Source organism: Shinella agrisoli (genome assembly GCF_046557955.1).
Classification (GTDB): domain Bacteria; phylum Pseudomonadota; class Alphaproteobacteria; order Rhizobiales; family Rhizobiaceae; genus Shinella.
The window spans coordinates 1-13,799 of record NZ_JBJIEP010000046.1 but is presented as its reverse complement, the minus strand read 5'-3'; the positions used below and the strand labels follow the sequence as shown (position 1 = coordinate 13,799).

The 13,799-nt window shown below is 66.4% G+C and carries 6 protein-coding genes; 4 read left to right on the top strand and 2 right to left on the bottom strand.

Translation table 11 applies throughout. The features are described from left to right. The coding region (locus ACIIOY_RS26245; RefSeq protein WP_411037619.1) for a beta strand repeat-containing protein at window positions 1–4,648 on the bottom strand (4,648 nt) is incomplete at its 3' end. 404 nt (window positions 4,649–5,052) lie between these two features. Here ACIIOY_RS26245 and ACIIOY_RS26240 point away from each other — a divergent pair. Next, a complete protein-coding gene (locus ACIIOY_RS26240) occupies window positions 5,053–6,504 on the top strand; it encodes a tetratricopeptide repeat protein (RefSeq protein ID WP_411037618.1) in 1,452 nt (483 codons plus the stop codon). 42 nt (window positions 6,505–6,546) lie between these two features. On the opposite strand, the gene ACIIOY_RS26235 is transcribed toward ACIIOY_RS26240, so the two are convergent. After that, window positions 6,547–8,196: a sulfatase-like hydrolase/transferase gene (locus tag ACIIOY_RS26235; RefSeq protein ID WP_411037617.1), complete on the bottom strand. Its 1,650-nt coding sequence runs from the start codon at window positions 8,194–8,196 to the stop codon at window positions 6,547–6,549. A gap of 469 nt (window positions 8,197–8,665) precedes the next feature. On the opposite strand from ACIIOY_RS26235, the gene ACIIOY_RS26230 reads away from it, so the two are divergent. From ACIIOY_RS26230 to ACIIOY_RS26220, 3 genes are read left to right on the top strand one after another with little or no spacing between them, the layout of a single operon-like run. Continuing rightward, window positions 8,666–9,733 carry an HlyD family secretion protein gene (locus tag ACIIOY_RS26230; protein WP_411037616.1) on the top strand — a complete coding sequence of 356 codons (1,068 nt, stop codon included), beginning with the start codon at window positions 8,666–8,668 and terminating at the stop codon, window positions 9,731–9,733. After that, window positions 9,730–12,468, top strand: coding sequence for a ribosome-associated ATPase/putative transporter RbbA (gene rbbA, locus ACIIOY_RS26225; RefSeq protein WP_411037615.1), 2,739 nt, complete (start codon window positions 9,730–9,732; stop codon window positions 12,466–12,468). The genes ACIIOY_RS26230 and rbbA overlap by 4 nt, the downstream gene beginning before the upstream one ends. 10 nt (window positions 12,469–12,478) lie before the next feature. Next, a complete protein-coding gene (locus ACIIOY_RS26220; RefSeq protein ID WP_411037614.1) occupies window positions 12,479–13,591 on the top strand; it encodes an ABC transporter permease in 1,113 nt (370 codons plus the stop codon). Window positions 13,592–13,799 lie beyond the last annotated feature (208 nt).

Here is a 13,799-nt window from a genome sequence, read left to right as displayed (position 1 = left end):
CGCCGGCCGCATTGCCGGAGCCGACGTCGATCACGCCCTCGTAGCCGCCGGCAAGGCCGGCGCTCCACCAGTCGAGCTGGGCGGCGTTGCCGTCCCCGTCGACCTGGCCGAAGCCGCCGAGCGGGGCTATCCATGCGCCGCGCACGCGGGCATCGGCATAGCCGGACGCATCGTCGATGGCCGCGAGGCCGGCATTGCCGGCCGACATCGCCGGGCCATAGCCGAGCGGCGCGGTGAAGACCTGCGCGCCGGCATTGCCCGAGCCGGCGCCTGCCACGCCCTGGTGGCGCAGCGTCCGGTTGAACAGGGCGAAGGTCTCGTCGATCACATGCCGGCCGGACGCATGGACCTCGCCGGAAACCTGGTCGAACGCCCGGCGGGCCTGCGGGGCGGACAGCGTCAATATGGCGTCGTGGATCGGGTTGCCGATGCCGAGCGCTTCGACCCCGCCGCCGGCAGCGATCTGGTTCGGCGTGATGCCGACATTCTGGAAAGCCGTGCCGTTTCGGGTCATCGTCAGATAGACGTTGCTGGCGTCGTAGCTGAGCGAGGGATCGAGGAAGGCGAGGTTGGAGGTCACGCCGTCGAACCTTCCCGAACGGCCGCCGGGGCCATCGGCGGTGAGGATGGTGTAGGTGGTGGCGGGCGCATAATCGCCCGCACCGGCAAGAACCCGCACCGTGCCGCCGTCGATGGTGGCCGTGCCGCCGGCCCTGACGAGATCGGTCTGGCCCGCCGCATTGACCTCGACCTCGTAGATCGAGCCGCTGTCGAAGGTGATGCTGCCGACATTGATCGTGCCGATCGCGTTGCCCGGCGCGACCACGCCCGCGACGTCGACATCGCCGACCGTGCCGGTGCCTTGCAGGCGGCCGCCCGCCCAGACCTCCAGTGTGCCGCCGAGCTGGCCGTTCACCGCCAACCCGCCGGCTTCGATCCTCGTCGTTCCAACGAAGGTGCTGCTGTCGCCGGCCAGCGTCGTCAGGCCGGAGCCGACCTGGCGGAGCGTGCCGCCGTTCCCCTGGCTATCGACGCTGAAGCTGGATATCCTGCCGTCGAAGGAAAGGCCGTTGGACCGGTCGAAGACCAGGCTGGCGGTGTTGTAGATGTCGACATCGCCGGCAATGGAACCCGTCGTGCCGCCGTCGCCGAGCGTGAACGTCGAACCCACACCTATGGAGGTTCCGCCGGTGTAGCTGTTGTTCGCGGTCAGCGTCAGCGAGCTCGTCGCCCCGACCCCGATGGGGCCGACCTGCACCGTGCCCGAGCCGGTGATCGCACCGGCAAAGCTGGCCTGGCTTCCATGGTTGAAGAACAGTTGGCCGTTGTTGACGACGTCGCCGACGATCGAACCGCCCTGGTCGATCTGGAGCGTGCCGGCTGCAACGGTCGTGCCGCCGGTATAGGTGTTGGCCCCGGAGAGCACCAGCGTGCCGAGATCGTCCTTGACCAGGCCCCCCGGGCCGGCGATCGTGCTGGCGATGGTCGCCGTGTAGCCCGCTCCCGCTGCCGAGCCGTCGCCGACGCGCACGGTCGCGGGCGCGTTGAGCGTGATGCCGCCGCCCTGCACGGCATAGCCGTCGACGGCGAACTGCATGCCGGTCGCCGAGACGCCGGCCGCGTCCACCGTCACGGTGCCCGCCGCGCCCTGGAACACGGCGAAGTTGCCGTTCCACGGATCGGAGCGCGTCCCGTTCGCATCGGTCCAGTTGGTGACGGGGCCGCCCGTCCAGATGCCGGAGCCGCCCGCCACCGTCCCGGTCGGCGTCGTGGCGGCGCCGTTCCAGAACTGGATCGTCGGGATCGGGCCGGGGTCGACCGTTCCGCCGACGACGAGGTTGACTTGGTTCGCGATCGCCGTCTGCACCGTGCCGGTGGCGCCGGCCGGCATCGATCCGACATCGAGCCCGTTGTCGGTCAGCGTCCCGCCGTAGTCGAAGATGCGATACACCCCGTCCCCGAAGCCGCCGGCATCCGTGACATTGAGCGTGCCGTCGAGCGTCAGGTTGCCGGTGACGTCGAACAGCGCGGTGCTGCTCGGAGCGCCGAGCGCGACGTTGACGATGGAGTCCGCGCCGCCGATGCTGTTGAGGTGGAGATTGCCCATGGTCAGGGTCTGGCCGGAACGGCCTTCCAGAATCCCGCTGGTGGAGACCGACACCGTGCCTGCAATGGAGCCCGATCCGGCCAGAATGCCGGTCGTGTTGACAGTGACGTGGCCCGCAACAGAGCCGTCGATGACCAGCCGTCCCTCATGGGCCTGGGTTGGACCGCCATAGGTGGTGGTGCCGGCCAGGGTCAGCGTTCCCGAGCCTGTCTTGATGAGCTGGCCCTCTGCGGTGCCGGTTATGGCGCCGCCGATCACGTCGTTCTGTCCCAGAGCGCCGACGGTCAGGATGCGGCTGCCGAGGTCGACATTGCCCGCACCGGAGAGCGACCCGATGTCCACCTCGGGCGCGGTGATCTGGACGGCTCCGCCCGTATTGGTGACGGCGAGGTCGCCGAAATCGCGGGCGAGGGCGCCGTAGAACAGCAGCGTGCCGCCGGTGATCGTCACCGGTCCGCTGCCGAGCGTTCCGCTCTGGTTGACCGACAGGCGCCCGGCCTCGATGCGCGTGCCGCCGGCATAGGTGTTCATGCGGGCGAGCACGGCTTCGCCCGACCCGGTCTTGACCAGTTCGCCGGCTCCGCCGATGGCGGTGTCGATCACGGCATTGCGGAACGCCTGAGATTCGATGGTCGCGCTCGAACCGGCAATGGCCAGCGCGCCGTTCGTTCCCGCATTGAGATAGGTGATGTTCTCCGTCGGCCCGCCGGAGGCCAGGAGGCGAAGGCCGGCGAAGCTTTGCTCGCCCTCGATGGTCACGGTGTAGTTGCCGGCCTGCGGGGCGAAGACCGCCGTGCCGCTTGCCCAGGGGGCGTTGATGGTGCCGGCCTGGTTGGTCCAGTTGGTGTTGGACGCGTTCCAGACGCCGCTGCCGCCGCGTCCGTTGACGATGCCGCCGGGCGTGGTGTTCGCGCCGTCCCAGTATTGCTCGCCGGGGCCGGCGACGGCGAGCAGATCGACCTGTCCGGCCGTCCCTGTGTCGATGGACCAGTCGCCGGGGTTGTGGCCGGCCGGCACGCTGGTCACGACGAGGCCGTTGTCGGTGAGCGTGCCGCCGTAGTCGAACAGGCGGTAGGTGCCGCCGGTGAAGCCGGTTCCCGCCGCCGCGTGCAGCGTGCCGTCCAGCGTGAGATTTCCGATCACGTCGAACAGCGGCGTCGTGCCCGGCGCGCCGAGCGTGACGCTGGTGACCGAGCCGGCCTGCTGCTCCAGCGACGAACCGAAGGTCAGCGTGCTGCCGCTCCGGCCGAGCAGGACCCCGCCGCTGCCGCCGATCGTCACCGGGCCGCCGATCGTTCCCGAGCCGCCGAGCAAGCTGATGCCGGTTTCGCCGACGCTCACGCCGCCGGCCAGCGAGCCGTCGACCATCAGGTCGCCGCCGAGGACGGTGGTCAGCCCCGCGAAGGTGTTCGCGCCGGTCAGGGTCAACGTGCCGTTGCCGAATTTCCACAGCGTTCCTCCCGACCCGCTGTCCGAGATGACGCCGGATATCAGGTCGTCGTTGCCGAGGCCGCCGAGCGTCAGATTGTTGCCGCGCAGGTCCAGATCGCCGGCGCCGGACAACGAACCGATGGCGAAGCGTCCGCCACCCCCGAACGGCCCCTGGAGGACGACCAGGCCGTCCGCCGCGTTGACGATCGTGGCCTGATCGGCCGTCGCTCCGTCGCCGAGGTAGATCCATCCGGAATTGTCGATGGTCGCGGTTCCGGCGCTACCTCCCGGAGCGCCGCCCTCGGCGCTGGCGGCGGCAAAGCGGATGACGCCGCCATTGTTGACGACGTGGCTGCTGCCGGCGCTGCTGCCGGCGAAGAAATCGATGCCGTCGGCATATTGCGCCCGGGTCGGATCGGCAACCGCATTGTTGTTCGTCAGGGTGATGCCGCCGAGGCGAATGCCGTTGCCGAAGCTCAGGCTGCCGCCGTTGAGTGTCACGGGGCCGGTGCCGAGAGAGCCGGTGCTCATAGGGGTCCTCAGAACGCTCAGCGAGCCGGCTTCGATCGTCGTCCCGCCCGAATAGGTGTTCGCCCCCGCGACGAGCAGGCCGCCCGCGCCCGTCTTGACGAGGCCGCCGACCCCGCCGATCGGCAGGTCGATCGTGATCAGCGACCCGTTCCGAACGTTTTGCTGCACCTCGACGACGGTCGCGCCGTCGATCGCCAATCCCCCGTCAATGCCGGACTCCAGGCGGGCGATATGCTGGCTCGCGCCCTCCGGACCGAAAACCAGCCCGTCGACCGACTGTTTGCCGTCGACGATGATCCGGTATGGACCGGTTCCAAGCGCGGGATAGCTGAAGAAGGCCGTACCGCCCGCCCAGGGTGCGTTGGCCGTGCCCGCCTGATTGGTCCAGTTCGTGCTCGTGGCGTTCCAGATACCGAGGCCGCCGCGGCCGTTGGCGACACCGCCCGGCGTCGTGCCCACGCCGTCCCAGTATTGCGGCGGCGTGCCCGGTTCGGCCGCCCTTGCGGAGCCGGCCGCGCCCGGCACAAGCGGGATGGCGCCCGGCGCAGTAAGCCCCACCAGGGCCGTGGTCGTCAGCAAGAGGTGGAGCGGCGCCCGGCCGGCGGGCCGGCTTTTGAAGCGGTCAGGCTGTCCTTTGAGTGCGGATATGGAATGCAAGTTATTTCCCCCGGATAATCAGACAATTCGTCGTTGGAATGGCCCGGCGTTCACCAGGTCACCTTGAGCCCCACCCGGCCCTGATGGGCGGTGAAGCCTTGTCTCAAACGAGCCGATGCGCGCTTTCGGATTGGTGACGACCGTCACCGTCTCCGTGCGCGATCGGCTTGTCGTGCATGCTCTCGGTCGTTCCACATAGGCCCCCGTTCCTGCGGCCGAAGCCGCGACAAATCCCCGTAGAAAACCGTGTGTCTTATGATAATTTCGGCGCATTGCGGGACAACGGAGCGATAGCGGGCAGGAACGGGCAATAACGGGCGAACGGGATGTCGGAGACGGATGCGGGCAGGGGCGGTGCGAATCGCTTGCTGAAAGGGTGGAAGGAGATCGGCGCCCATTTCGGACGCGACGAAACCACCGTTCGCCGCTGGGCGGCGGGCACGGGCTTGCCGGTCCACCGGGTGCCGGGCCGGCAGCGGGCTCCCGTCTATGCCTATGCCGGGGAGCTCGATGCCTGGCTGAAGAGCCGGCGGGAACTCGGCGCCGACGAGGACCTGGCGCCTGTCTCGGATGCTCTTCAGCCTGCCCCCGGAACCAAGCCGCTTCCGGAGGATGCCGCGGCGCCGCAAGTTCCCGGTCCGGGACCCGCGTTCGCTCGCGTCCGGCCGGCCGTGATGGGCCTGGGGGCCGCGGCCTGCGTGACCGTCGTCCTGGTCATGATGGCCGTTGGCTTGTGGCGGTCTGGACCTGCGGCACCCCGGCAGCAGGTCGCGTATCAGCCCCGGGGCGGTGCGGAAGCTCTCTACCTCGACGGGCTATACAATCTGGAGACCCGGACCGCCGACGGGCTCACCCGGGCGATCGGCCTCTTCACCCAGGCCTTGAGGGAAGACCCCGACTACGCACAAGCCCATGTCGGGCTTGCCGACGCCTATAACCTGGTGAGCCAATATACCGCCGTGCCGCCGGGCGAGGTCTATCCCAAGGCGAGGGCGGTCGCCGAACGCGCCATCGCGCTCGATCCGGACAATTCCGGCGCCTATGCGGCGCTCGCCTTCAACACCTATTACTGGCAGGAAAACCTTCCCGGCGCCGTCAGGCTGTTTGAGAAGGCCATCGCGCTCGATCCGAGCAACGCCCGGGCGCGTCATTGGTATGCGCTGGTCGCCATGCAGGACCGGCGCTTCGACGTCGCGGTCCGGGAAATCTCGGAGGCGCAGCGGCTCGACCCGCAGTCGCCGTCGATCTTGGCCAACAAGGGGTTGATCCTGTTCCATGCCGGGCGGGTCGACGAGGCGCTGGCGGTCCTTCGCCCGCTGGCGGTCACCAATCCCTCGTTGCGCTCGGCGGCAGCCTACCTCGCCACGATCTATCTCGCGACGGCGCGTGACGAGGAGTTCCTCGCCGAATTCCGCCGCTCCGCGATATTGTCGGGCAGCAGAGAGGATCTTGCCATTGCCGACGCGGCTGAAGCGGGTTTCAAATCGGGGCGGCGGCCGGGCATGCTTCTGGCGATGATGGGCGTGCAGGAACGGCTTTACAGGGAAGGCAGGCTGCCTGCGTTCCGGCTGGCGCTGACCGCGGCGATGCTGGGCAAGCGACAGTCGGCATTCGACTATCTTGCCCGATCGATCCAGCGCCGCGAGCCGGAGATAAAGGGGATTCGGCTGGAACCGGCGCTTGCCGGGTTGCACACCGATGCCCGCTTCAATGTGATGATCGCCGAGGCAGGGCTGTCACCGGCAAACGATCTGCCGCACGAGACGGAAAACCATTGAGTGCCAACCGATCCCAAAGGCCCGAATCCCGCGCGGCCGCCACTACTTCAATTCCGCCATTCTAACCCTCTGTAGCGCCGGACGCGACACATGGAGTGAAGCCGTCGCGCCGAACAGGCCGAACATGTCCCCGGAAACGAAAACAGGCGCGGCCTCGAGGCTATCGAGAAGTGAATAGCGCCCGTACCGGCGTACGATGTCGCTCTTGGCGTATCCCATCAGTTCCAACAGGGCGGGCGCTATGGCGAAATGGGATGCCTTGTCGGGAAACGCCTTGGCGACCTTGCCCAGTTTCTCCTTGAGCGAAGCCACGTCGGTGGCGACAAGCAGGGGTACGAGCCCTTCCTGCTCGTCCACATTGGTGTGCGAATTGCAATGCGTCAGCCGGCCGGGCGCGAAATTCTGGCCATGATCGGAGGTATAGATGAGCGCCGTCCGTTTCCACGGTGCTTGGCGGCTCAGGCGCGCCATCGTTCTGTCGGTAGACCACCGGACAGCTCGGATGTAGTCGGGCATCAGCGTTCTGTCGCGCACCCCTTCCGGAAGCTGCCGCGGAACGTCGACCCGGTATTCCGCAGGCGCATTGTCCTTGTATGGAAAATGCGCCCCGTTCTTGTTGGCGTAGATGAAGACCCTGTCGCCGGAGGACAGTTCCTTGAGCACGATGTCGATCAGCTCGTCGTCAAGCCGGGAGGTCGCAACGCCCGCATCGAGCTTGTAGAGATCGTCAATCCAGAAGGTCTCTGCGGCGGTCATGTAGTTCTGCAATTTGCCGTAGACCTTGATGAAGCCCGCCTGGGCGTCGATGTAGACCGTCCGGTAGCCGGCCGCCTTGGCATATTGCCATATGGTGGGCGAGGTCTGGGCGCTGCCGACCACGTCTTCCTTCCTGGCCATGAAGCGGAGGAGGGCATTGGATATATTGGAGCAGTTGCCGGCCGAGACGGCCGGGCCGAAATCGATCCAGCGTGCACGCTCTTCGGCCAATTCAGGAGTGAAGGGATTGCCGGGCGACAGGCTGACGAAGTCGGCACGTATGCTCTCATCCACGATCATGACGATGGAATCGACCGATGACGCACCTGCCTTGAGGCGCACGTTCTCGCGCGACGGAGCAGACTGGAAATTGAGCTTGTATGCGGCCAGCGCCGCTAACGAAAGGGGGGAGAACTGCTTTGGCAGGGCGTCGGAGCCCTTCCCCTCGCGGTGAAGAACCACTGCGGCGATCAAGAGTATCGGAAGCAATGGAGCAAGGCTGATGCCTTGCCGGCAGGCCGGATTTTTGATCCGCAAGCCGGGCGGCATCGCAATGGCAGCGATGCCGAGGGCGCAAACCGCCAATGAAGGCAATACCGCGCTGGAATAGAATTCGGCGGCCCGCCCGGCCTCGTGGCGGGCGCCCCAAAGGCCGAGAACGTCGAAGACGAAGAACTCGGAGCCCTGGACGTAGCGATAGCCGAATGCGGCCGCTGCCGACAAACCAAGCGGTAAAGACCAGGCGAAACGCACAGCGGCGGACGGATGGAAACTTATCAGCAGGAGAATGATGATCGACAGAAGCCACAAAGCCATAAAGATGACGATCGTCAGAAATCGGCCATCGTCGTACAGCAACGATATTCTATCCAGTACACCGGGATTCGTCAGGAGAATGACGGCGAGAACAGAAAGGATCTTTACGCAGTACTTCATGTCGATTTGTCTCGCGAACCCGATGAGGAAGTACTATTGATCGGCATGCATTCTTCTGTCTGTTCTCATACGCCCCGTACGAATGAAAATCCCTGGCGCCGGACAAGGTTTTCCATCGGCCTAACCGCCAATTGGCGCCGACCGGGCGGCAAGAGTGCAGCCCTCAAGCCGATCAAGTGTTTATCGATTTTCTGTTAAGAAGCAAAAAGAACTTCGCGTTAAAGTTAAAACTGGTCGCCTTCAGAAGAAAATCATGCGAAGTGGGAAAGAAGAAACCAAACCGATGACCGGGCATCGTCAGCAAGCCGGCCGCGAGCGGAACCAGCTGCGGATTTGATCGAAATCAAGGTTTCTTCGGTCCGGGGCCGCCAAAACAAAGGCCGAACGATCGCCGCGACGTCGACACGCGGAGGAAATCTGCGAATATCCGCCTATCCCGCATCGCCTATCCCGGAGGTCGATCCACGCCATGAGATTAAGCAGCAGAACACCCGTCCTGGTCGGTGCGCTGGCGATCGCCGCCGTGGTGGGCTATTTCGCCTGGAATCGCCTGGCCGCCCCGGCGCTGCCGGACGGCATCGCCACCGGCAACGGCCGGATCGAAGCGTCCGAGACGAATATTGCGGCCCTGTCGGGCGGGCGCATCGCGCAAATTACGGCGGCGGAAGGTGACAGCGTCCGCAAGGGCGACGTACTGGTGCGCATGGACACCAAGCAGCTCGAGGCGCAGAAGCGGCAGGCCGAGGCACAGCTTCGCCGGGCCCAGATCGGCGTGGAAACGGCAGGAAGCCTCGTGACGCAGGCCGAGGCGCAGCTTGCGGCCGCGGTCGCGCAGATCGAGCAGGCCGCGGCGGTCGCCGATGCGGCCGCGACCCGGCTTGCCCGCTCGGAACAGCTCGCACGGGCCAACACCGTCGCGCAACAGGTGCTGGAAGCCGACCGTGCCAGCGAACGGCAGGCCCGCGCGGGCCTTTCCTCCGCCGAGGCCGCCAAGGCGGCCGCCGAGGCCGGGGTGGGCTCCGCCAAGGCCCAGGTGATCGATGCCGGGGCGGCGGTCGATGCGGCCAGGGCCTCCATCGACGCCGTCACCGCGCTGATCGACGATGCAACCCTCGCCGCCCCGCGCGACGGGCGGATACAATACCGCATCGCCCAGGAGGGCGAGATCGTCGCCGCGGGCGGGCGCATCCTCAACATGATCGACCTCACCGACGTCTACATGACCTTCTTCCTGCCGACGGCGCAGGCCGGCCGCGTCGCCGTCGGCGCCGAGGTGCGCCTCGTCATGGACGCCGCCCCGGATGTCGTCATTCCCGCATCGGTCTCCTATGTCGCCGACGTCGCGCAGTTCACGCCGAAGACGGTGGAGACGGCGGACGAGCGCGAGAAACTGATGTTCCGCATCCGCGCGCGGGTCGATCCGCAGATCCTGCAAAAGTACATAGAATACGTGAAGACCGGCCTGCCGGGCACGGCCTATGTCCGCACGGCCCCCGATGTCGAATGGCCGGCCTCTCTGGGTAATCTCGTGCGATGACGGAGGAGGGCACCAACGTCGCGCGCGTGGACGGGCTGACGCTGGCCTACGGCGCGACCGTCGCGCTGAAGGACGTGACGCTGGACTTGCCGGCAGGAAGGATGGTCGGGCTGATCGGCCCCGACGGCGTCGGCAAGTCCAGCCTCCTGTCGCTCATCGCCGGTGCACGCGCAATTCAGGAGGGCAGCGTGCGGGTGCTCGGCGGCGACATGCGCAGCGCCGACCATCGCCGCCGCACCTGCCCGCGCATCGCCTACATGCCGCAGGGGCTCGGCAAGAACCTTTATCCCACGCTCTCGGTCTTCGAGAATGTCGATTTCTTCGGCCGCCTGTTCGGCCACGACAGGGCGGAACGCGAACGGCGGATCGACGGCCTTCTGGCCGCCACCGGCATGTCGGCCTTCCGGGACCGTCCCGCCGCCAAGCTCTCAGGCGGTATGAAACAGAAGCTCGGCCTCTGCTGCGCGCTGATCCACGATCCGGACCTCCTCATCCTCGACGAGCCGACGACCGGCGTCGATCCCCTGTCGCGGCGCCAGTTCTGGGAGCTGATCGGCGGAATCCGGCGGGCCCGCCCGTCGATGAGCGTCGTGACCGCCACCGCCTATATGCAGGAAGCCGCCGGCTTCGACTGGCTGGTCGCCATGAATGCGGGCGAGGTACTGGCCACCGGCACGCCCGCCGATCTTCTGGCGCGCACCGGCACCGAAAACCTCGACGAGGCCTTCACCGCGCTCCTGCCAGAGACCGAGCGGCGTGAGCGTGCGCGCGTCGTCATCCCGCCGCGCGAGGCCGGCGCGGACGCGGAGATCGCCATCGAGGCGGAGGGGCTGACGCAGCGCTTCGGCGATTTTACCGCCGTCGACCATGTCAGCTTCCGCATCCCGAAGGGCGAGATCTTCGGCTTCCTCGGCTCCAACGGCTGCGGCAAGACAACGACCATGAAGATGCTGACGGGCCTACTGGAGCCCACCGAGGGCCGCGCGCGCCTGTTCGGCGCCGAGGTCGACCCGAAGGACATGGCGGTGCGCCGCCGGGTCGGATTCATGAGCCAGTCCTTCTCGCTCTATTCCGAGCTCACCGTGCGCCAGAACCTCGAACTGCACGCGCGTCTGTTCGGCATGGACGAGGAAGGGATCGGCGCGCGCGTCGACGAGATGATCGCCCGCTTCGACCTTGAGGCCGTGCCCGATGCGCTGCCCGACGCCCTGCCGCTCGGGATCCGCCAGCGGCTGTCGCTGGCCGTCGCGCTGATCCACGGGCCGGAGATCCTGATCCTCGACGAGCCGACGTCCGGCGTCGACCCGTTGGCGCGTGATGCCTTCTGGCGCATCCTCGCCGATCTGTCGCGCAAGGACGGCGTGACGATCTTCGTCTCCACCCACTTCATGAACGAAGCCGAGCTTTGCGACCGCATCTCGCTGATGCATGCGGGCAAGGTCCTCGTCAGCGATACCACCGAGGCGATCACGCGCTCGAAGGGCGCGGAAACGCTCGAGGACGCGTTCATCGCCTATCTGGAAGAGGCGATCGGCGAAACCGCCGCGCCGGAGGAGCCCGCCGCCATCGCCGATGCCGCGTCCCCGGAGCATGCGGTGCCCGCGGCCTCCTTCAGCCTGCGGCGTCTCCTCAGCTATTCGCGGCTGGAAAGCCTGCAGCTGCGCCGCGATCCGATCCGCCTGACGATGGCGCTTGTCGGCAGCCTCATCCTGATGTTCGTCATCGGCTATGGCGTGAGCATGGACATCGAGGACCTCACCTTCGCCGTGCTCGACCGCGACCGGACCGCCACGAGCCGCGACTATGCGCAGGACATCGCCGGCTCACGCTATTTCACCGAGAAACCGCCGCTTTCGAGCTATGAGGACATCGACGAGCGCATGCGGCGCGGCGAGATCAGCCTGGCGATCGAGATTCCCTCGGGCTTTGCCCGTGACCTCGCACGCGGCAGGTCCGTCCAGATCGGCGCGTGGATCGACGGCGCCAATCCGAGCCGGGCCGAGTCCGTGCAAGGCTACGTGCAGGGCATGCATGCGGACTGGCTGGCGCGGCAGGCCCGCACCCTCCACGGCGATGCGGCGACGGCGGGCAGTTTCGATCTCGTCACCCGCTACCGCTACAATCCCGACGTGAAGAGCATCGTCGCCATGGTCCCGGCGGTGATCCCGCTTCTCCTCCTGCTGATCCCGGCGATCCTCACCACGCTCAGCGTGGTCAGGGAGAAGGAACTGGGCTCGATCGTCAATTTCTGGGTCACGCCGGTCACGCAGCTGGAATTCCTTGTCGGCAAGCAGCTCCCCTATATCGCGCTGGCCATGCTCAACTTCGCCATGCTGACGGCCTTTGCGATCTTCTTCTTCCAGGTCCCGTTCACCGGCAGCCTTGCGGCCTTCACGCTCGCGGCGCTGCTCTATGTGACGGCGACGACGGCGATGGGGCTATTGATCTCCGTCTTCATCTCCAGCCAGGTGGCCGCGATCTTCGCGACGGCGCTGCTGACCATGATTCCTGGCGCGCAGTTCTCCGGCATGATCGACCCGGTCTCCTCGCTTCAGGGCATCGGCCGGATGGTCGGCGAGGTCTATCCGACGACATGGTTCATCGTCGTCTCGCGCGGGACCTTCTCCAAGAGCCTCGGATTTGCGGATCTCGGCACCGCCTTTATCATGCTGGCGCTGGCGGCGCCCGTGCTGCTGGGCCTTGCGGCGGCCTTCCTGAGGAAACAGGCGAAATGAGGGGCACGCGATGAATCTGAAGACCGTCTTCAATCTCGGTGTGAAGGAACTGCGCGGCCTCATACGCGATCCGATCCTGCTGGGGCTGATCGTCTATTCCTTTTCGGTCTCGATCTATGCCAGCTCGAAGGCGATGCCGGATTTGCTCTCCAATGCTGCCATCTCCATCGTCGACGAGGACCAGTCGCCCCTGTCGACCCGGATCGTGTCGGCCTTCTACCCACCCTATTTCGTCGCGCCGGAAATGATCTCGACCGCCGAGATGGACCGGCGGATGGATGCCGGCCTCGACACGTTCGCGCTCAACATTCCGCCCGATTTCGAGCGCGACGTGCTGGCGGGCCGCCAGCCGGCGATCCAGCTCAATGTCGATGCCACGAGGATGACCCAGGCCTTCACCGGCAGCGGCTATGTCCAGCAGATCGTCGGCAGCGAGGTCGCCGAATATGTCGCCGGCCACCGGCAGGAAGCCGTTCCGCAGGCCGATCTGGCGCTGAGGGCGCGCTACAACCCCGCCCTCGACGCCGGCTGGTTCGGCGCGCTGACCGAGGTGACGCAGATCGTCACCATGCTGTCGATCGTGCTGACGGGCGCCGCGCTGATCCGGGAAAAGGAGCATGGCACGGTGGAGCACCTGCTGGTCATGCCCGTCACCGCGGCGGAGATCATGATCTCGAAGATCTGGTCGATGGGGCTGGTGGTGTTCCTCGCCTGCGGCTTCGCGCTGGCCGTGGTGGTGCAGATGGTGCTCGGCGTGCCCATCCACGGGTCGGTGCCGCTGTTCATGGCGGCAACCGCACTGATGCTCTTCGCCACGACATCGCTCGGCATCTTCCTCGCCACCGTGGCCGGCACGATGCCGCAATTCGGCCTGCTGCTGATGCTCGTCCTGCTGCCGCTGCAGGTGCTGTCCGGTGCCATGACGCCGCGCGAATCCATGCCCGAGATGATCCAGGCCGTCATGCTGGCCGCGCCGGACACGCATTTCGTGATCCTGTCGCAGGCGATCCTCTTCCGCGGCGCGGGGCTGGCGATCGTCTGGCCGCAACTGCTGGCGCTGGCGGCGATCGGTACGGTGCTGTTCTGGTTCGCGCTTCAGCGCTTCCGCCGTTTCCTGCGGTAACTCATGCGCCAGGCCCGCCGGATCGCCGTCGAGGAGGCGTATCTCCATTGCTTTTATTTCAGTGGTTCGATGAAAGCTGAAAGCCCCATCCGACGGCCCTCTCATCCGAACTGACGTACCCGACTGTATCGTTAGAGTCTGATGCTCTCATGTTGAAGCGTATCCTGCGTTGATGAGATAGTTTCGGCATTCGTTTGGGGAGAAGCAT

Excerpts from the sequence above, each read along its gene's own strand:
- ACIIOY_RS26240 (WP_411037618.1), top strand. The coding sequence starts at position 5,053 with ATGTCGGAGACGGATGCGGGCAGGGGCGGTGCGAATCGCTTGCTGAAA.
- ACIIOY_RS26235 (WP_411037617.1), bottom strand. The coding sequence starts at position 8,196 with ATGAAGTACTGCGTAAAGATCCTTTCTGTTCTCGCCGTCATTCTCCTG.
- ACIIOY_RS26230 (WP_411037616.1), top strand. The coding sequence starts at position 8,666 with ATGAGATTAAGCAGCAGAACACCCGTCCTGGTCGGTGCGCTGGCGATC.
- rbbA (WP_411037615.1), top strand. The coding sequence starts at position 9,730 with ATGACGGAGGAGGGCACCAACGTCGCGCGCGTGGACGGGCTGACGCTG.
- ACIIOY_RS26220 (WP_411037614.1), top strand. The coding sequence starts at position 12,479 with ATGAATCTGAAGACCGTCTTCAATCTCGGTGTGAAGGAACTGCGCGGC.